This window comes from Paenibacillus methanolicus, assembly GCF_008124765.1.
Classification (GTDB): Bacteria; Bacillota; Bacilli; order Paenibacillales; family Paenibacillaceae; genus Paenibacillus_Z; species Paenibacillus_Z methanolicus.
In genome coordinates, this window is record NZ_VNHS01000003.1 from 104,830 (window position 1) to 123,939 (window position 19,110).

The following is a 19,110-nucleotide window of genomic DNA, read 5'->3' on the forward strand; positions in this document are numbered from 1 at the left end:
TACACGTTTTATTGGTAGCTAGTTCTAGCTCTTCGAACTTTGTATGTAATTTTTACGATATTCATTCGAACTAAAACCAGATGTTGGAGGTCCTGAGCAAGTTCTAACACTTCACATTATTGGCGTAAATATTACGAACTAACGACATGCAGCTGCCTTCCGTCTCCCCGTTGCTTCCGCTTGGCATCCGGCCGGTATTCCTCGAGCGATTCCGCAAGCAGGCGAATGCTTAGCGGCTTGTCATCGATAATCGCCTTCCGCTTCGCCTTCAGCACGATCTGCTCCATATCCGCGAAACTCAGGTTACGCGTCAACTCCGCAGTCTGTTCGGCCGTGCCGGGCTCGTGCTCGAAGTTCCCGTTCGCAAGCTCCGCAAATGCGCGACTTGCCGCCTCAGGAACGGCATACGTCATCTTCGTGTCGAACCTTCTCCACACCGCATCGTCCAGCTGCGTCTCTAAGTTCGTCGCGGCAAGGTGAAACGGCTGACGCCATCTCTAAGCGGCGACGCGCGTTTCATTCCGGAGAAATACAAGATGAGTAATATACGTGAAACTTATAAACGCTTGTATTTCCATGAAAATGCTGTCGCACTCGAATTCATCGAGGCATTGCAGCAGCGTATTGACGACGCGAGCCATCTCCTTGACCTCGTCGTTGTTATCGCGAGTACGGGCGATCGCGTCGAATTCATCCAAGAACAGTACGCACGGCGTCGATTTCGCGAATTCGAAAATTTTACGAATATTACTGCCCGTCTCGCCTAAATAGCTATGAATGATCGCGTCCAGTCGAACCAGAATGAGCGGAAGCGATAGCCGTTCCGCGATATGGAAGGCGGTGAGCGTCTTCCCCGTTCCCGGCGGACCGAACATGACGATCTTGTTCGGCACGGGCACGTCGTGCGCCGCGAATTTCTCCTTCATGCCGAGGATCGTTAGAAATTCGCGGACGATCTGTTCGTTCTTCGGCGTCAGCACGTTATGCTCCGCTTTCTTGGCGCATTCCTTCGGCGTATAGACCGTCGCCGTATCGATGCCTTTGGCTTTGGGCAGGCGGCTGTTGTTGTTCGACTTGCTCATAGCGGCTGCATTGCTCCTTATCGCGTCTTATTTTTGTAATTATTACGATTATTAGAAGCATACCGTTCGCCTGCTAATCTGTCAACCCTCTCCATTTCGGCCATTTGCGCGCGAATGAAAGAAGGCAGCCGATGGCCGCAGGCTGCCTAGGAGTTAACGTTATTGATTATGGGTACGCAGCAGCGAGAATTGCTGCGCCAGAAAACGCGGCGAATACGGCATATCATTGCGCACCCACGACACGATCGTGCCGATCAAGGCGGCGGAGCTGTACCAGACCGCGATATCCTTCTGAACGCCGGCCGTGTTGACGAAGGAAGGACGTCCGCTTTCGAGCCTTTGCCGAACGGTCTCCGATAGCATTCGGAGCAAACGTTCGGTGAATATCGGCGTCCTCCGAGAGGCGAGAACAACTTTGAAAAATTTCGCATGTTCGGCAATATGTTCGAGCAGACTGAGCATAGCCAGCTCGTCCTCGTCTTCCGTCTGATTCGGATGCGCGGGCTCGCGGTTAACCGCAAGTTGGATGTCCTCGATCATTTCGTCGGCCATCTTCTCTAACATATCGGGAATATCGCGGTAATGCAGATAGAAGGTGACCCGGTTAATGGTCGCGCGTTCGGCGATTTTGTTCACCGATATTTTCTCGATATCCATCTCCTGCAGCAAATCGACGAAGGCGTCTTTCAATAATTGGCGCGTCCGCAGGATTCTCGGATCCGTGCGCGGCTTGTCCTGACTCATTGGGTTGTCCATCCTTTCCGGCGTTAAATTTACACTTTCGCGAATTGCGTCTTATAAGTGATCGTTAAGCAACAAAATCGGCGTCGATCGATGATTACTTTACACTTCGGCCGGATTGCGTTGCTTGTAAGATACAGCTTTCTGCTTATAATCTAATTTATAACGTGTTAATTATCTAACACCTTGTAAATTAAGTCTAGAGAAAACTGGAGAGGATGTAGAAAGTGAGTAAAGGTACGGAAACAATCCATAACGCAATCAAGCGAGGGCCGATCTTGTTCGTCATGATCATCGGCGCCTTTCTTGCGACGCTGAACCAAACGATCATGAGCGTGGCGACCCCCGTGCTGATGGAAGACTTGGATATTACCGCCGCCACCGCGCAGTGGCTAACCACGGGCTATCTGCTGGTGAACGGGGTGCTCATCCCGATTACGGCTTATTTCATGCAGCGGTTCAGCACGAGGCAGCTGTTCCAGGCGTCGATGATTATTTTCCTCGTCGGCACGATCGTCTCCGCCTTGGCCACGGACTTCCCCGTCTTGCTGACCGGACGGATGATCCAAGCCGCCGGAGCCGGCATCATCATGCCGTTGTTAACCAACGTCATCCTGGTGTTGTTCCCGCCGGAGAAGCGCGGCGCCGCGATGGGCATGATGGGACTTGCGATCATTTTCGCGCCGGCCATCGGACCGACGCTCGCGGGCTATATTCTCGAGAATTACGCTTGGGAGACGATGTTTTACGGCATGATCCCGCTCGCGCTCATCGTCATTGCCTGCGGATTCTTCTATTTGCGCAATGTATCCGAACGGGTCGAAACGCGCATGGACGTCCTAAGCGTCGTCTTCTCCACTATCGGCTTCGGCTCTCTGCTGTACGGCTTCAGCCGCGCGGGCAGCTTGGGCTGGTCGAGCGCGGAGGTGCTGTTGACGATCGCGGCCGGTCTCGTATCGTTGGCGCTGTTCACATGGCGCCAGCTGAGCACCCGCGAACCGCTGCTTGATCTACGGGCGTTCAAGTACAGCATGTTCTCGCTGACGACGATCATCAATATCGCGGTCACGATGGTCATGTACGCGGACATGATGCTACTGCCGCTCTACCTGCAGAACGCGCGCGGCTACACGGCTCTGGAATCCGGCTTGCTGATGCTTCCTGGCGCGCTCGTCATGGGCTTCATGATGCCGGTCGCCGGCAAACTGTTCGACCGGTTCGGCGCCAAATGGCTGTCAATCATCGGCATGATCGTGACGATCGTCACGACGCTCGGCTTCATCGATCTGACCGACACGACAAGCTACACGTACCTGCTGCTCATGTCGACCGCCCGCCGCATCGGAATGGCTTTGCTGCTCATGCCGATTCAGACCGCGGGCTTGAACCAGCTGCCGAACCGCTTGAACGCGCATGGCACGGCGATCTCCAATACGATTCGCCAAGTCGCCGGCGCGGTCGGCACCTCGCTGCTCGTCACCGTCATGACCAACCGGACGACGACGCATATGAAGGATATGATGGCTTCGGGCGGCACGGAAGGCGCGACGCAAGCGCAGATGATCACCGATGCTTCGATCATGGGCATCAACGATTCCTACCTCGTCATCGTCGGCATCGGCTTGATCGGCTTAGCGCTCTCGTTCTTCATCAAGCGCGTCCCGCAAGCGGTCGAAGAACCGGCTTCGGCAGGCATGAAACGCGCGGCATCGTAGAACGCAAGCGCGTGGGCGTCGCTGCGCGGCGCGTTCTCCAAGATTCGATAAAAGAAGGCGGTACGTTCTCGTCACAAGAACGTACCGCCTTCTTGTCGTTTGGCTTGGCGGATTGTTGCCCGGATCGAATCAACGCCAATGCTGCATGATCCATTGTCCGGCCAGTCCTCCCAAGTACACCCCGACGATCCCGACTACGCCCGACAATACGGGCGGCGCGGGTATCGGCAGCCGGATGAGTTTAAACACGATGCCGACGATGATGCCCGCCAATAGGCCAAGTACGAGCTCCTTCATGCTACCGCCTCCTAATGCGCGATGGATGGCTTCGCGCGACGAATGCGTTTATTTTGCCAACCATTGGACATTCCCATCCCGCAAGGATTCGGTGCTCGAAGGAAATTAGCCGATTGCCCGTCCCCCCAAGCGGGTATATGGACATGAGAACACCCTAAGGAGGAGATTCCACATGGCAAACAAAATCCGCGAAATTATGACGACGGACGTGAAGACGGTCGGCCTGAAGGAAGATATTCGAACCGTAGCGGCTCTCATGCGCGACAGCGACGTCGGCGTCATTCCCGTCGTGGAAGGCGACCGGTGCGTAGGTCTGGTGACCGACCGGGATATCGTCATCCGCGGCATCGCCGAGAACAAGCAATCGTTCACCGTCGAGGACGTGTACAGCAAACGAATCATCGGCGTCAAGCCGGAGACGAGCATCAAGGAAGCAGCCAAGCTGATGGCGGACGAGCAGATCCGGCGCTTGCCCGTCATGGACGACGACAAGCTCGTCGGGATCGTGTCGATGGCCGATTTGGCGCTCGACAAGAACTCCAAGGACGAAGCGGAGCTGGCCGTATCGGGCGTCTCGCAGCCTTCTTCCCGATAACGCGCCGCCTATCGATCACAATCCATAACCTAGGATCATGCAGCAAGGGGCTGTCCCGATCTTCATCCATGATGGCGAAGGGCCGGCCCCTGTTTGCCGTCCGTCTGCATGACGAAAGGCGCGGCAGGATACTTATTCCTGCCGCGCCTTCGCGATCTTTCGCACGCGCTACTTGATTATGCTCGTATGTTCCGCTTCCCGCACGATTGACGCGAGGTACGGCATCAGCCGCTCCCGCAACTCCGGATTTTGCAGCGCGTAATGGATCGACGTCTCAATGAAGCCGTATTTCTCGCCGACGTCGTGACGGATGCCGTCGAAGTGGTACGCGATGATGTCCTCCGATTGTCCCAGTCGAGCGAGCGCATCGGTCAACTGAATCTCCCCGCCGATGCCGGGATCCAGCTCACTCAGAATATCGAAGATCGCCGGCGTCAAAATATAGCGGCCCATGATCGCCAGGTTGGACGGCGCTTCCTCGCGCTTCGGCTTCTCGACCAGCCGGCGGGCCTTGAACGCGCGTTCCGTTACCGCCTCGCCATCGACTACGCCGTACCGGGATACCTCTTCCCACGGCACCGGCTGGACGCCGACGATCGTGCTGCCGTATCGCTCGTGCGCGCCGATCAACTGCCGTAGACACGGAACTTGGCTGGACTCGACGATATCATCGCCGAGCAGGACGGCGAACGGCTCGTTGCCGATAAACTTCCGAGCCACCCATATCGCGTGGCCTAGGCCTCGCGGCTCTCCTTGGCGGATGTAGTGAATGTCCGCCATCTCGGTCGGCTTGCGCACCTCGTCCAGCAGCGCCCATTTGTTCTTCTCCGCCAAATTATGTTCGAGCTCGAACGAATTGTCGAAGTGATCCTCGATCGCTCGCTTGCTCTTGCCCGTCACGATGATAATATCTTCGATGCCGGAGGCGACGGCCTCCTCGACGATGTATTGAATCGTCGGCTTGTCGACGATCGGCAGCATTTCCTTAGGCATCGCTTTGGTAGCCGGCAGGAACCGGGTGCCCATCCCGGCTGCCGGAATAATCGCTTTGCGGATTTTCATCTTCGTCTCCTCCCGTTGTTCGTGATGTTCGACTTCGACTAATGCAACAGCTGTTTCGGCTTGACGCTTGCGTCGGCCAACCGCTGCAGCAAACGCCGCATCGCCTGGTGCGATTTCAGCTGGCTGCGGGCATTCGTATGTCCGGAGCCCGAGCCGATCTTGATCGAATACGCTTCGGACGGCAGCGCCGCGAACATGTCTTCGTCGGTATGATCGTCTCCCGCCCCGAGCACGAAATCGTACGCGTTCTCCCCGGTGAGCAAATGTACGCCATGTCCTTTGTTCATGCGGACGTCCTTGACTTCCAGCACCTTGTTGCCCTCGAGCACGCCGAGACTCATGGAGCCGGTGATCGACAATAGCGCTTCGCGCAATTCGGTCCGCTTCAGCTCGACCAATTCGGACTCGCACTGACGGTAATGCCACGCCAGCGCGTAGTCTTTCTCCTCGACGAGCGAGCCCGGCATCTGGTCGGTATATTTCTCCATCAGCGGACGGATCGTCTCCTTCCACTCGTTGTCCACGTGGATCGTCTTCACCCAGTCTCCTTCCGGCTTGCGCAGCCATAGACCGTGGGAGGCGATCAAGTGCACGTTCAAATCGCCCAGCCACTTCTCGATTCCGGTATGCTCGCGTCCGGTAATAATGACGACCGTATTGGCGGGATCGTCGCTCAGCTTCCGCAGCAAGCGCCTCAGCTCCTCGTCCGGTTTGGCTTGATCCGGCGTCGGCTTGAATCCGACCAGCGTGCCGTCATAGTCCAGCAGCAGCAGTCTATTCGACGCAAGCCGGTAATCTTCTTCCAACGCGGCGGCCTCGGAATCGCCGAGCAGCGGCTTCGCCGGCTGCAGCCCGGAATCGGCCTGTCCCAGCGCCGTGATGAACTTGTCCGCCCAGAAGTGGACGTCGTAGCGTTCTAACCGGCGATGCATCGCGCGGTTCTTCTCGGTCTTCTCGTCCTCCGGCATGTCCAACGCCGTCTTCAAGCCGGACGCGATCGCCCCGTGGTCGTTGGCGTTCACGATGACGGCTTCGAACAGCTCGCTCGCCGCGCCGGCCGTCTCGCTGAGGACGATCATGCCCCGAAGGTCCGTCCTGGAGGCGATGTATTCCTTGGCCACGAGATTCATCCCGTCCCGAAGCGGCGTCACGAGCAGCACGTCGCTGCTGCGATAGAAGGCGATCAGATCCTCCTGCGAGAACGTGCGGAAGAAGAACCAGACCGGCATCCAATTGGCCGTGCCGAACTGTCCGTTCACCTCGCTGACGAGCACTTCGATCTGCCGCTTCAGCTTGTCGTACGATTCCACTTCAACCCGGGAAGGCGCGACGATCAGATTCAGCCGGACTTCCCCGCGATATTCCGGATAATCGGTCAAGAATCGCTTGAACGCCTTGATCCGGTCCGGTATCCCTTTCGTATAATCCAGCCGGTCGATCGACAATATGTTGCGTACCGTCTGCGCATTCTCCGTAAACGACTTCAGCTCCGGCGAGAGCTCGTCCATCTTACGCGCTGCGGTGAAATAGTCGTAGTCGATGCCCATCGGGAACGCCTCGACCCGCACGCTGTGCGTATCCTGATTCATTTTGTACAGATGGTGCTCCACGCCGAGAATCCGCCTAACGCTGTTCACGAAGTGCCGCACGTAGTCGTAAGTATGGAAGCCGATCAGATTCGCGCCCATAAGGCCTTGAAGTATCTCCTCTCGCCAGATCAGCAGCCGGAAGATTTCGAAGGAAGGGAACGGAATATGCAGGAAAAAGCCGATTTTCGCGTCGGGATACTTCTCGCGAATCAGCTGTGGCAGCAGCATGAGCTGATAATCGTGAATCCAGATCGTATCCTCTTCCCCGATCACCGGATCGAGCGCTTCGAAGAACCGTTCGTTCACTCGGCGATAGGCGTCCCACGTCTCCATGCTGTATTCCGTATGGCTAGTAAAGTAATGGAATAACGGCCAGATGGTCTCGTTGCAGAAGCCATGATAATACTGTTCGATATCCGCGGCGCTCAACGCTATCGGCAAGCAGTTGTATGTGTTTCGAAGCTCCCGCTCCATCGCCTCGGCTTCGTCCGAACGCAACTCGTCTTGCGCGATGCCCGCCCAGCCGGCCCATAGGCTGTTGCCCTGCTCGTGATAGCTTTTGAGCCCGGTCGCCAATCCGCCGATGCTCTCGCTGTAGCGCAGTTCATCGTCGGCCTTTTTGACGGTAACGGGCAGTCGGTTGGATACGAATATCAATTTGCTCAAGGTCAATCCCCTTTCCGTTTCGCCAGTTGCGAGGTAGGGGATTTTACCCGTTATCGAGGGGCATGAAGCAATCGAAGCTCGCTCGCCCCATGATTTACTAGCGGATTCATTATGCACGCCATGTTGATTACGACCGATATAGTACGAGACAACTAGATTACGGGAGGTGCCCAATGAAAAGCAAGCTGATGGGAAAAATAAAACTACGCGGACTGTTCGCCAAGATACTGCTCACATCCGCTGCATGCATGATCGTACCGATGTTGGTCGCGCTCTGGTACGCCACCACGACGTCTAGCGGCGCGCTTGAGACCGATGCCGAAGAAGCGATGGGCAACATCGTCGCGGAGCGCGTCACCCAGATGGACATGTCCTTCGCCAAGCTCGAGATGAGCGCGAAGTCGATGGCCACCAATCCGCTGCTCGTGCAGGCGCTGAAGGAAGTCGCGGCTACCGGGAACACCAAGACCGCTTCCTTGGCCAACATAACGAAGTATCTGACCCAAATGACGAAGGATGGAGAAGGGCTATACGAGAATGCATTCGTGGCCTACCAGGATCAAATCGTTGCCGATGGCATCGACGGCCATTCCGTCGGGGCGGATCTCTCCGGCGCAACGCCGGATGAAGCCTTCCAAGCGATGGAGAGCGGTCCGATCATGACGCCGCCGATCGCTTCCCCCGCCACCGGCCGGCCGGCCATGGCGATGATGACGCTCATTCCCGACGGCAGCACGGGCAAGCGTTCGTTCTTCGGTCTTGCAATCGAGCTGAACTACCTGTCGTCCAGCGTCGTGAAGCAGACCGAGAACGGGAATATTAAGACGTTCATGGTGAATGGCGCGGGGATCATGGTCGCCAACGAGAATACGGATCAAGTCTTGAAGTTCGATATGAACAAAGCGGACGGAGACATTCCGGCTTTCTTCCAAGAGGTATTGGCCAATAAGAAGGGCGTCGGCTACTTCACGCTGAACGGCGAGAAGCAGATCGCCTCCTATGGCAAGTCCGGTCTGCAGGATATGTATATCATCTCCTTCAAGCCCGTCGAGCAATACATGCACAGCGTGAACGATCTGAAGAACGGGCTGCTCATCGTCATTATCGGCAGCATCATCCTCTTCACGTTGATTCTGACCGTTCTCTCGTATCGCATCACGACGCCGATCATCGCGGCCACCGAGTCGCTTCAAACGATTGCCGGCGGCGATTTCTCGCAGCCGATTCCGGCGAAGTACATGCGCGCCGGCGACGAGACGGGTACGCTCATGAGAGCGATGGATACGATGCAGACGTCCGTCAGCCGGACGATTCGCACGATCATGGAAGAATCCGACAAGCTGACCGGATCCGTCACGGCGGTGAGCAGCCACTTGTACGATTTGAACGGACAAATTCACGACGTATCGGGCACGACCGAGCAGATGGCCGCCGCCATGGAAGAGACGGCCGCTTCCACGGAAGAAATGAGCCAAGCGTCGGCCAGCATCCAGCATTCGGTCGACTCGATCTCCGGCAAGGCGAAGCATGGCGCGAGCACGTCCAAGGAAGTGAGTCAACGCGCCGAGCATATGCGCGAGACGGCGGTCGCTTCGTCCGAACGGGCGGCGCAAATCGGCCAGCAAATGCGCGAGAAGCTGGGCAGCGCAATCGAGCAGTCGAAGGCGGTCGACCAGATTCAAGTACTCGCAAGCTCCATTCTCGAAATTACGTCGCAGACGAATTTGCTCGCGCTAAACGCGAATATCGAAGCGGCCAGAGCCGGAGAAGCGGGCCGCGGCTTCGCGGTGGTCGCCGACGAGATCCGCAAGCTGGCGGAAGTATCCGGCCAGTCCGCGAACCAGATTCGCGACGTCGTCCAAGTGGTGACGTCCTCGGTCGAGAACCTGAAGAGCAATTCCGAGCGCATGCTCGAATTCATCGATCAGACGGTTATCCAAGACTACAACACGATGGTGCAGACCGGCGACCAATACCACAAGGACGCCGAGTTCTACGAAAATCTGCTTGGCGATTTCCACGCGACGGCGGACGAGCTGAGCAACTCCGTGCAAAACATGGTGCAGACGATCCGCGAGATCTCGATCGCGAACAACGAGTCCGCCGACGGCACGGAGCTCATCTCCGACAAGGCGAGCGTGGCGCTGAATAGTTCGAATAAGGTGCTGCAGGTGGCCGGCGATACGAAAGCGAGCGCGGAGCAACTGAAGAAAACGATCGAGAACTTTAAGATTTAACCAAATGCATATCAAAAAAGGCATGATCCGTTATCGGACCATGCCTTTTTTGCGTTTGCCATCGACTGGCGGATCCCCTCTTAACGCGCCATGCCTTGCAGCAGCGAAGCCAGCAAGACGGCCGCTTCCGCGCGAGTTGTCGTCTTCTTCGGCGCGAAGACGGTGCCGCCGTCGGCCGGTTTGCCGCCAAGCAGGCCGGCCGCTAGAAGCGCGTCCACCGCGTCCGCCGCGAACGGCGAGACGGCGCCTGCGTCCTGGAACGCGGCCGCTTGCGCGTTCCGAGGCAGCTCGTAACCGACCGCTTCCGCGAAGCGCGCGATCATGACCGCCATCTGCTCGCGCGTGATCGGCGCATGCGGATTGAAGCGGTCCTTGCTAACGCCGCTGACGATGCCGGCATCAAGCGCCCAGCCTACGGCACCGGCATAGTAAGCGCCCGGCTTCACGTCCGCGAAGTCCGTCCCTCCGGCAGCGCTTGCGTCGGCGCCGGCCAAGCGCGCGAGCAGCAGCGCGAAATCGGCGCGGGATACTTGCCGCTCCGGCGCGAACTTCCCTTCCGCCACGCCGTTAATGACGCCGCGGGCGGACAAGTACGTAATCGAGGATGAAGCAAAGCTGCCGTTCGCATCGCCGAAGGCGACGCGGTTATACCCGATCGCATAACGCGAGAAGTGGCTAGACGTGAAGCTTACCGTGCCGGTAGCGGCATCGTAGCGGCCATTCGCGACAGTCTTCAGCTGCCCGCCTGCATCTACGTAATACACGACGATCGCGTTCGGATCTTCGCCGGCGGCCGGCGCGTATGGAATCGACACCTTGGCGCTGCCGCCATCGAACGAGTCGACAGTCTTGCCGCCGCCGGCGATCGTCAGGTCGACGACCGGACGGCTGCCGATCAAGATCGCGCTCTCGCCCGTAAGGCCGCCGTCCGCGGCACGGGCTGCCGTAATCGTCACGTCGCCGCTGCCCGCGGTCTTGACGATCGCTTGAATCGCCGCGCGGTCCAGCGTGATCGCCGCCACACCGGCCGACAGCTTGACGGTCGGCACGCTTGCCCCGGCCAATTTGGCGAGAGCCGCGGCCGTCACTTTGAAGCTAATCTGCCGTGCGTCGCCGGCGTCCGTCGCCTGCAATTCCAGCGCCGATGCCGCCGCTCCGCCCAGCTTCGCGAGCGCTTCGGTCATCGCCGCCTCGCCGACCTCGGCCGTCGCCTGTCCGTTCGCCGCCGCCGTCTTCACGGCGATCGTGGCTGTAGTGATGCCGTCTTGGGTCGAAGCCGTCACGGTGTTGCCATTCGCCGCTCCCGTCGTGCCTGGTCCCGGCACGTACGTTGTAGGCGCAGTCACCGTAACCACGCTCTGCGCCGATCCAAAACCGTCGGCCGACACCGCGGTGATGACCGCCGTGCCCGCCGCCACCGGAGACACCTTGCCGCTCGCGTCTACCGTCGCCACCGAAGAATTCGAAGACGTCCATGTTACGGTCGCCTCTCCGCCCCCTACCGGCTCGACCGTCGCGCTCAACTTGCCCGCCGCGCCGCCTGCCGTTAGCGCCAGCGTCTTGCGGTCCATTGTCACTTTCGCAACATTCAGCTCCAGCACCGACACGCGCCCGCCGACTTCGTACGCGACGAGCAGCAGCGGACGACCCGTCGGGCTGTTCTCCGCCGGGATGAACTCGATGCCTTCCGGGGCCGTATCCGTGTCCTCCGCCTTGGCGGAATTGAATTCCCTTGTATTCGTATAGTTGGCGAATACCGGCTTGGCCGGGTCCGTCACGTCGTACGCCATGATCCCGCCGACGCGCTCCAGGCCGACGAACGCGATCGTCCGGCTGCCCACCTTGCCGGCCTTGATATCCTCCGGCTCCGGTCCCTTCTTCGCGCTGCGGCTGTCCAGTTCGACGTCATCGTTGCTCGCGTTGAACCGATCCGGCAGACGCTGAGCCGTAATTTGTTCGAATTCGCTGCCGGAATCGTACACCTGCCCAAGCGTCGACGCGTCCCAGATCGAGAACGACCGGCCGCCGAACATATAGACGCCGTCGTTGCCCATGTCGGTCGCGACCTCGATGCCGTCGTACGCCGTCTTGCCGTTCAGGAATTTAGCCGCCTCGGAATTCGGATCCAGGCTGCCTTTCACGGCGCTTAGCTTCTTTCCGTTCTTCCGATCCGGCGTGCCTTCCTCCCGATCTTCCCATTCCGTCACGTCCCCCTCGTTCGCGGAGAGGATATACGTTTTGTCGCCCGCGCTGAAGGAAGCCAGACCGTCCGGCATGTACATGCCCTTGAACGGCACGTTCTCCAGCTTGATCGTCTTGTCCTTCGCGACGTCGATCACGTTGGCCGGATCGGACCAGTCTTTGAAGCCAAGCCCCTTGACCGCCGTGAATTCCTTCGTCGCGATATCCAATACCGCGATCGCGTTGTTCTCCTGCAGGGAGATGTACGCAATCTTATTATCCGCCGACAGCGTAATGTACTCCGGCTCCAGATCGAAGACCGCGTGCTCGTTGCGGCCCTCGCCGAGAATTTGACCGGTCTCGGAAGTGCCGCGAATATGGACGCTCTCGTCGATGATCGCCGGCTTATCGAATTTCGCCTGCGAGGACGTGCCCGCCTGCCGGTCGACGATCGTCACGCCGCCCTCGGGATCGATCTTGGAGGTGCGCGGTTCGCCTTCGTTCGCCGTCAGCACGTAGCGGCCGTCCGGCGTCGATTTCACCATATCCGGCTGAATGCCCGAGTCATAGGCCTTCACCAAGTTGCCGTCGTAGTCCAGCTCAAGGATTTTGCCCGCCTTCGCGGCTCCCGCCTCCTGCACCGCCACGAATATCCGGTCCACGGCCGTATTCACGTCCACGCTCGTCAAATCTCCGTAGGCGAACCCGTCCGTCTCCGACAGCGCCTTGACCTCGATCGTCCGCTCGTGCGTCAGCTTGCCGTCCGCTTCCAGCTTGACGATCTCCAACGACGGCGGATTGCCGGAGCCGTTCACGAGGTAGAACTTCCCGTTATCCGCATTGTATTTGACGATCTCCGCGACGCCGCCGTCCGCATTCGTCGTCCCCACCGAATATTCGCTCAGTTTGCGCAAAGTGAACTGATCCTCGTAGGTATGGGTCGGAGCCGCGCTTACGGCGAGCGTAAGCGTCTTGGTCGCCGCCGCAGGCGTCTGCGCGCCGTCGGTCACCGTGAACGTCACGTCGACTGAACCCGCCGACGTCGGCGTCCCGGTCAGCGCGCCCGTAGCCGGATCGAGCGCGAGGCCTTCCGGCAAGGCCGAACCGGCGAACGTATACGGCTTGGTTCCGCCTTCCGCTTCGATGACCGCGGAATACGCCTTGCCGGCCGTTGCGCCTGGCAGCAGCGCCGTCGTCACCGCCAGCTTCAGCTCCTTGCCGCTGTGCGGACGCACGTCGGCGATCGGCGTCGCGGCCGAGCTGTAGTCGATCGGCACGAAATCCATTTTGTTGTTGTCCGTGTCCGTGAACCCTTGCCGGCGCAACCCGATTTTCTTCGAATTCGCGTTCGGTTTGCCGCTCGGGTGCGCCGTCTCATAGCCGTCGATCTTCGTGTCGCTGTCGTTGCCCGACGTCCCGAGCATATCCACATACCCGGCGGTCTTCGCCGCGAACGGATTTTTATTGTCGGTGGCCAGCGCGGCATCGTTGCTCAACAGCACGACCTTCAGCGCTTTGTTATTAATGAACGTATCCGGCCAGGCGATGTCATACTTGTCCGGCGTAGAGATATCCGCCTTCACGTTCGCCGCGGAAGCGCCTGTCGGCGCGGCGGAGACGAGGTAGTACGACTTGGCCTTAATCGTGCCGCTCAGGCTCAATTTCTGCCAATCGCCGGATATGCCCGTCGTCGGGTCGGCCGCATAGGCGTAATGGATCGACCAGCCGGTCAGCGCGATATCGGCATCCGTCGGATTGTATAGCTCGATGAACCCGTTCGAGATATAGGTATCCGTCGCCGAAGACGTCCCGCCCCCATAGACTTGATTGATGATGACATGGGGAACCGTCACATCATAAGTGCCGTCCGCCTTGTAAGGCGTGCCCGGAAGCACGCTGACGACCGCCGCCGCTCCTTCGTCCGCATCTGCGGCTTGTCCGCCCGGAAGCACCGCGTTCATTACGATTCCCGCGGCCAGCACGCCGGTCAATAATTGCCGACTACGTCTGTTCACTGCCACTTCACTCCTGTTCTCGTCGTGATGCGCGCGCATACGCCATTCGCGATTCCGGGCGGGATCGTTCTCTCCCCCGTCGGCGCATGCCCGTGATCTTAACGGCAGATTAACAAACGGATGTAAAGCCGGCGTGATGCTTTCATGAAGATATTGTTAATGCGCATAGGAGCGTTACGCAGCGTTGGAACAATAGGTTATAGATCAAGGACAACGCTTCGGGGTATTATTTAGGAAGTTATCTCTCGTCATGCCGGACGTATTCACCGCGTATGGCTAGGTGAAGAAAGATGAGGTGATTCGAGACAATGGAAGTTTACGCCAACACGATCTCCATGGCGTTCTATACGTTCCCGGCCGCCGCCGCGTTGTTCACGCTTCCGTTCCTGCTTACGCAATACCGCAGACACGGCTATATTCATAAATACCGCGCGCTCATGCTCTATCTGCTGCTGCTCTATCTGATGAACGCCGTCTACTTGATCCTGCTGCCGCTTCCGCCTACGATTCATAACGAGCCGCCTGACGCCGATTCCTACGTCCAGTGGGTGCCGTTTCATTTTATCCGGGATATCGCGTCGGAGACGGCCGTTCGCGCGGATGCGCCCTCCACCTATTGGCGGCTGCTGCGGGAGCAAGCTTTCCTCCAGGTGGCGTTCAATATTCTGTTGACCGTGCCGCTCGGCATGTTCCTGCGTCTCTACTTCCGCCGATCCTGGCTCGCATGCCTGCTGCTGGCGCTCGGCTTGTCGCTCCTGTTCGAAATCACCCAGGTGACCGGGATATACGGCATCTACGACTACCCGTACCGCTTGTTCGACGTCGATGATTTGATCGCCAATACGGCAGGCGGCTTGCTTGGCTTCCTGACCGCCGCATGGCTAACGAAGCGATTGCCTCGGATCGATCGGCTTGACGACAATGTCGACCTGGCAACCAAGCGCGTGTCCTATACCCGTCGGGCCGTTGCGTTCTTATGCGACTGGACGATCGCGCTTCCAATATGGGTAGTTCTAGGCGTCCTGCACGTCCCGCTGCCCTATTGGATGACGGTCGCGATTTACTTCATCCTCATCCCGCTGGTCACGAATGGCCGGACGTTCGGCAAGTGGCTCGTGCGGATCCAGCTGCGCGGAAAGGCAGATCGGATCATGACGCGAGAGCTTGTCATTCGCTACGGCTTGCTATACGGCGTGATCGGAGGGTTGCACGAAGCATTCCTGCTCATGGCCGCCGCCCGTTCGCCCGCAATCTTGCTGCTGCCGGCTGCCATGGCGTTGTTCGCGCTGGATGCCGTTCTTGCCATACATGCGCTGCGCTGCGTATTCAACCGCAGTCGACAACTGTTCTACGAGAAACGAAGCAGGACGCATCACGTCATTAGGTAGCGGTCGTATCCGCCTTCGCTAAGGCCTTTTGCTATCTGGCTTGGAATGGCAAGAAGCCGCTCCTGCCGGTCAGGAGCGGCTTGCTTCTTATGGGCTTCATCCTTGGCTTGCCGTAGTGTACGACTCGTCGCGAAGGAACCTTCGGAGATGGAGCAGTCCGTCTTGAAGCACGTCCGTATTTCCCGCGCAGCCCACCCGCAAGTAGCCCGCTTCCAACTCCAGTATGCGATCATAATGGGTCAGCGCTTGCGCCGCGATTTGGTCGTAAAGCACGCCGCAGCTAATCGTCATGTAGAAATGCTTTTGCTTTTTTGCTTGCAAGCTTCGATCACGTCGGACGACCCTGTCATCCATCCGATTCTAATCCCCGCCAGCGATAATGCCTTCGATAGGCTGGACGTGGCAATGCCCCGCTCGTACACATCCGCGATCGAGGGAGCGTTAGGCTGGCTGTCGGCCCGCAAATTGTAGTACACCTCGTCGCATAGGATATACGCCCCGGCATCCCGTGCAATCTCGCTAATTTGCGTTAATAATTCACGGTCGTATAACGTACCCGTCGGGCTATTCGGATTATTGATGACGATGAGCTTCGTATCGGGCGTCATGATGCTTCGGAGCTCTTCCGGGTCGGGAACGAATCGGTTCTCCGGCCGCAATGGCAGCAAACCCACCTTGGCGCCGAGCATCGCGGGTATTCGAAGAGCTCCTGAAAGGAAGGGTGAAAAGAGATCACCCGATCGCCTGGCCGAAGCAGCGTCGTCATGACCAGCGCATTGGCGCTTAGCGCGCCGTTCATGACCAAAACCTGATCCGCCGAAGCGCCTTCATACAGTCGCGCGATAGCCGAACGCAGTCTGGACGAGCCCGCGCTTTCCCCGTACATTTGCTTCCGGTGCGACATCGCATGCCAGAGCCGTTCGCGAGACTCTTGGCCGCCGAAGCCGAACAACTCGTCCAACGTCATGCAAACCACGCACGTGTCTGCCAAATTATAGCGGGATCGCTTGCCGTATCGGTCCATACATACCTCAACCGCGAATGGCGGCATTACCATGGCTAGCGCTCCATTCCGACCAATCTAAGATGAAAGTCGTCGATTGAAGGCCAAAACGCGAAAAAGAGCTCCGTCTTGACGCGGAACTCCATTTCCTTGATAAGCGCTTTCCATTCCTTGCTTACTATTCGTCTTGCCCGATGTAATTATTCCACCCTGCCGACGTTAGAGTTTGAACGTATCGACCAGGCTCGCAAGCTCATCCGCCGTCTTGGACAAGGAAGAGGCCGAAGCCGCGATCTGCTCCATCGACGCGAGCTGCTCTTCGACGGAAGCGGCGACGCTCTCGGTGCCGCCGGTGTTCTCGCCGGCGATATGCATGACGTTATTGACCGAATTGGTCATCAACGCCGCCTGCGCGGAGATCTCGGACGTCACCTCGCGCAGCGTGCGGCTCATATCCGCAAGCGGGCTGACGGCCGTCAGGATGCGCTTGAAATTGTCGTCCGTCTGGCGGACGACGTCGATCCCCTTGCCGATCTCCGAGATCGTCTGGCCCATCGAGGCAACGGCATTGTTCGTGCTGGCTTGGATTTGTCCGATGAGCTGTTTGATCGAGCCGGTGGATCGGCCCGTCTGTTCCGCCAGCTTGCGAATTTCGGCGGCCACGACCGCGAACCCTTTGCCGTGTTCGCCCGCCCGGGCGGCCTCGATGCTGGCGTTCAAGGCGAGCAAATTCGTTTGGCCCGCGATTTCTTGAATGACTTTAACGATCTGCTCGATCTGGCCCGATTGCGTCATCAGGCCGCTCATCATCGACGATTGCGACTGGGCATAATCATGGATGACGCCCATTTGATCGACGACGTTGCGCACGCCGTCGCTGCCCGCGCGCGACCGATCGCCCGCCTCGACGGACAACGCGTCCAATTGGGTGACGAAGCCGTCGATCTTCGCCATTCGCTCCGTAATCGACTCCAGACGGCCATGGTTCTCGCTTAAGAGCTCGCCTTGCCGGCTGGCGCCGTCATAGATGCCTTGCGACGATTCCGCGATATGCTCGGTGGCTTTGGCAGCCTGCTCGACGCTCGCGCTCATTTCTTGTGAAGCGGTCGCCAAGCTGATGGACGTCGCGTTGATGCGACGGATCGTACGATGAATATGGTCCGCCATGTGATTGAAGCTTGCGCTTAATCGGCCCAGCTCGTCCTGCCGCATGGCGGGAATCCTTGCGGACAGCTCGCCTTGGCTGATCGTCTCGGCCGTGGTCATCATGACGCGCAGCGATTTGAACATCCCGCGCAAAATCAAGAAAATCAAGACGGCCGCAATGAGGAGCGACGCGGCGACGACCAGAAGCGTCAGGTTCAGAATCGGTCTCGATTCCTCGGCGATCTCCGACCGGAACATCGTCGTGCTGATCTTCCAGCCCGTCACCGGGTTCGTCGCGAAAGCGATAACTTCTTCCTCCCCGTTCACATGAGCGCTAAATTGCGCCTCGTCAGAAGCGAAAATGCGGTCGACCCAATCGCCTTGCGCCGCTTCGCCGGCTTCGAATACCGGATGGAACACGATGTTCCGCTGCTCGTCCAATATGAACGCGTACCCCTGCTTGCCGACCTCCACCGTGTCCGCCATGCTGATCAACTCGTTGATCTTGACTTCGCTGCGTACGACGCCGCTCCCGTCCGCCGCCGATTTGGCGATGCCGATGACGAATTCGCCGGTAATCGCCGACACGTAAGGGGCGGAGATGACCGCTGCCGTGTCGTTCTTCGCTTCCTCGTACCACGGCTGCGAGAGATGATCTCTATCCTGCGACCAAGGCGTCCCCTGCACGTTCCGGTAATAGCCGGACTCGCCGCCGAACTCAATGCTCGAGAGAATCGGGTGAGACCTGAAGAACGGTTCGAGTATTTTACGCTGCAGCGTCTGGTCCGGCCCGGTGTACGTTTCTTCCGTAATGAGCGAAGCCAAGTAATCGACATTGGCCGCTTCCGCCGAGGCATACTGCGAAATAACCGCGTTCAACAGCTGCACGTTCTGGCGCGCGCCGCCCGTCATTTGGTCCGCGACTTTGTCCTTCGCCGTATTGTACGAGAGCAGGCTGATCGCGAGCGCCGGACCGATCAGAATGACGATGAACGTAAGAATAAGTTTGCTTCGCAATGATAGAACGAACGCGCCGCGCTTCGGAGCGGCCTGTGAATTGGCAATCCGCAGACTGGTAATTCCATTAGATATTTTCTCTCTAATTAACCTAAACATTAAATACCCCCAAGTAGATTTCTGCGAGAATGAATGAATAGAACAATCGGCATCCCATTCAAGCCTATAACAGTAACCTTTATATTATGTAATTAATATATATCACAATGTTCTTTTGTGGAAGTGTTACCGCTTACATTTTTGCTTGTTGTTCCCTGTTTTTGTCGAACCAACGCGAAAATCCATCGACCGGGAGCTTCTACTATTGGCGTTAAACTGCTTTTTAGCGATAGTTTCACGGTCATCACCTTTCGAATCCGCTAACCTCGCTGCCGGT

Annotated in this window: 14 protein-coding genes and 1 pseudogene; 4 read left to right on the plus strand and 11 right to left on the minus strand. The window is 58.2% G+C overall.

Annotated elements, in window-relative coordinates; genetic code table 11:
- Positions 1-131: 131 nt before the first annotated feature.
- From BCM02_RS09480 to BCM02_RS09490, 3 genes and pseudogenes are all read right to left on the minus strand, one after another.
- On the minus strand, positions 132-437 hold the full coding sequence (locus BCM02_RS09480; RefSeq protein ID WP_187434116.1) for an ATP-binding protein: 306 nt from the start codon (positions 435-437) through the stop codon (positions 132-134).
- 141 nt (positions 438-578) lie between these two features.
- Positions 579-1,082 (minus strand): annotated as a pseudogene (locus tag BCM02_RS09485) (AAA family ATPase); the annotation flags it as partial.
- Between the two features lie 159 nt (positions 1,083-1,241).
- A complete protein-coding gene (locus tag BCM02_RS09490; protein WP_148928850.1) occupies positions 1,242-1,826 on the minus strand; it encodes a TetR/AcrR family transcriptional regulator in 585 nt (194 codons plus the stop codon).
- Positions 1,827-2,110: 284 nt separating this feature from the next.
- On the opposite strand from BCM02_RS09490, the gene BCM02_RS09495 reads away from it, so the two are divergent.
- The gene (locus tag BCM02_RS09495) at positions 2,111-3,538 is read left to right on the plus strand and encodes a DHA2 family efflux MFS transporter permease subunit (protein ID WP_425466167.1); all 1,428 of its coding nucleotides are present in this window, start codon (positions 2,111-2,113) and stop codon (positions 3,536-3,538) included.
- A 129-nt stretch (positions 3,539-3,667) separates the two neighbouring features.
- On the opposite strand, the gene BCM02_RS09500 is transcribed toward BCM02_RS09495, so the two are convergent.
- Positions 3,668-3,835 carry a XapX domain-containing protein gene (locus BCM02_RS09500; RefSeq protein ID WP_148928852.1) on the minus strand — a complete coding sequence of 56 codons (168 nt, stop codon included), beginning with the start codon at positions 3,833-3,835 and terminating at the stop codon, positions 3,668-3,670.
- Positions 3,836-4,007: 172 nt separating this feature from the next.
- Between BCM02_RS09500 and BCM02_RS09505 the strand changes: the two genes are divergently transcribed.
- Entirely contained in the window at positions 4,008-4,430 is a 423-nt protein-coding gene (locus BCM02_RS09505) for a CBS domain-containing protein (protein WP_148928853.1), read from the plus strand.
- A gap of 168 nt (positions 4,431-4,598) precedes the next feature.
- Here the strand turns inward: BCM02_RS09505 and galU are convergent, their stop codons facing one another.
- Positions 4,599-5,492: a UTP--glucose-1-phosphate uridylyltransferase GalU gene (gene galU, locus BCM02_RS09510; protein WP_148928854.1), complete on the minus strand. Its 894-nt coding sequence runs from the start codon at positions 5,490-5,492 to the stop codon at positions 4,599-4,601.
- 38 nt (positions 5,493-5,530) lie between these two features.
- Positions 5,531-7,747 carry a bifunctional alpha,alpha-trehalose-phosphate synthase (UDP-forming)/trehalose-phosphatase gene (locus tag BCM02_RS09515; protein WP_148928855.1) on the minus strand — a complete coding sequence of 739 codons (2,217 nt, stop codon included), beginning with the start codon at positions 7,745-7,747 and terminating at the stop codon, positions 5,531-5,533.
- Between the two features lie 173 nt (positions 7,748-7,920).
- Here BCM02_RS09515 and BCM02_RS09520 point away from each other — a divergent pair, with 173 nt between their 5' ends.
- Positions 7,921-9,984 (plus strand): methyl-accepting chemotaxis protein, encoded by a 2,064-nt coding sequence (locus BCM02_RS09520; RefSeq protein WP_148928856.1) that lies wholly within the window; start codon positions 7,921-7,923, stop codon positions 9,982-9,984.
- Between the two features lie 80 nt (positions 9,985-10,064).
- On the opposite strand, the gene BCM02_RS09525 is transcribed toward BCM02_RS09520, so the two are convergent.
- Positions 10,065-14,180, minus strand: coding sequence for a choice-of-anchor I family protein (locus tag BCM02_RS09525; RefSeq protein WP_246183292.1), 4,116 nt, complete (start codon positions 14,178-14,180; stop codon positions 10,065-10,067).
- Positions 14,181-14,488: 308 nt separating this feature from the next.
- Here BCM02_RS09525 and BCM02_RS09530 point away from each other — a divergent pair, with 308 nt between their 5' ends.
- A complete protein-coding gene (locus BCM02_RS09530; RefSeq protein ID WP_148928858.1) occupies positions 14,489-15,568 on the plus strand; it encodes a VanZ family protein in 1,080 nt (359 codons plus the stop codon).
- 96 nt (positions 15,569-15,664) lie between these two features.
- Here BCM02_RS09530 and BCM02_RS09535 read toward each other — a convergent pair whose 3' ends face one another.
- The 4 genes from BCM02_RS09535 to BCM02_RS09550 form a co-directional block, all read right to left on the minus strand.
- On the minus strand, positions 15,665-15,859 hold the full coding sequence (locus BCM02_RS09535) for a hypothetical protein (RefSeq protein ID WP_148928859.1): 195 nt from the start codon (positions 15,857-15,859) through the stop codon (positions 15,665-15,667).
- The gene (locus BCM02_RS35915) at positions 15,856-16,257 is read right to left on the minus strand and encodes an aminotransferase class I/II-fold pyridoxal phosphate-dependent enzyme (RefSeq protein ID WP_148928860.1); all 402 of its coding nucleotides are present in this window, start codon (positions 16,255-16,257) and stop codon (positions 15,856-15,858) included. The genes BCM02_RS09535 and BCM02_RS35915 overlap by 4 nt, the downstream gene beginning before the upstream one ends.
- Positions 16,173-16,625 carry a PLP-dependent aminotransferase family protein gene (locus tag BCM02_RS36290; RefSeq protein WP_148928861.1) on the minus strand — a complete coding sequence of 151 codons (453 nt, stop codon included), beginning with the start codon at positions 16,623-16,625 and terminating at the stop codon, positions 16,173-16,175. Before BCM02_RS36290 ends, BCM02_RS35915 begins: the two co-directional genes overlap by 85 nt.
- A 165-nt stretch (positions 16,626-16,790) precedes the next feature.
- A complete protein-coding gene (locus BCM02_RS09550) occupies positions 16,791-18,833 on the minus strand; it encodes a methyl-accepting chemotaxis protein (RefSeq protein ID WP_148928862.1) in 2,043 nt (680 codons plus the stop codon).
- Between the last annotated feature and the right edge of the window lie 277 nt (positions 18,834-19,110).

Bases quoted from the DNA above. Each gene is read 5' to 3' on its own strand.
- BCM02_RS09490 (WP_148928850.1), bottom strand. From the start codon at position 1,826: ATGAGTCAGGACAAGCCGCGCACGGATCCGAGAATCCTGCGGACGCGC.
- BCM02_RS09495 (WP_425466167.1), top strand. From the start codon at position 2,111: ATGATCATCGGCGCCTTTCTTGCGACGCTGAACCAAACGATCATGAGC.
- BCM02_RS09500 (WP_148928852.1), bottom strand. From the start codon at position 3,835: ATGAAGGAGCTCGTACTTGGCCTATTGGCGGGCATCATCGTCGGCATC.
- BCM02_RS09505 (WP_148928853.1), top strand. From the start codon at position 4,008: ATGGCAAACAAAATCCGCGAAATTATGACGACGGACGTGAAGACGGTC.
- galU (WP_148928854.1), bottom strand. From the start codon at position 5,492: ATGAAAATCCGCAAAGCGATTATTCCGGCAGCCGGGATGGGCACCCGG.
- BCM02_RS09520 (WP_148928856.1), top strand. From the start codon at position 7,921: ATGAAAAGCAAGCTGATGGGAAAAATAAAACTACGCGGACTGTTCGCC.
- BCM02_RS09530 (WP_148928858.1), top strand. From the start codon at position 14,489: ATGGAAGTTTACGCCAACACGATCTCCATGGCGTTCTATACGTTCCCG.
- BCM02_RS09535 (WP_148928859.1), bottom strand. From the start codon at position 15,859: ATGACGATTAGCTGCGGCGTGCTTTACGACCAAATCGCGGCGCAAGCG.
- BCM02_RS35915 (WP_148928860.1), bottom strand. From the start codon at position 16,257: ATGCTCGGCGCCAAGGTGGGTTTGCTGCCATTGCGGCCGGAGAACCGA.
- BCM02_RS36290 (WP_148928861.1), bottom strand. From the start codon at position 16,625: ATGGTAATGCCGCCATTCGCGGTTGAGGTATGTATGGACCGATACGGC.
- BCM02_RS09550 (WP_148928862.1), bottom strand. From the start codon at position 18,833: ATGTTTAGGTTAATTAGAGAGAAAATATCTAATGGAATTACCAGTCTG.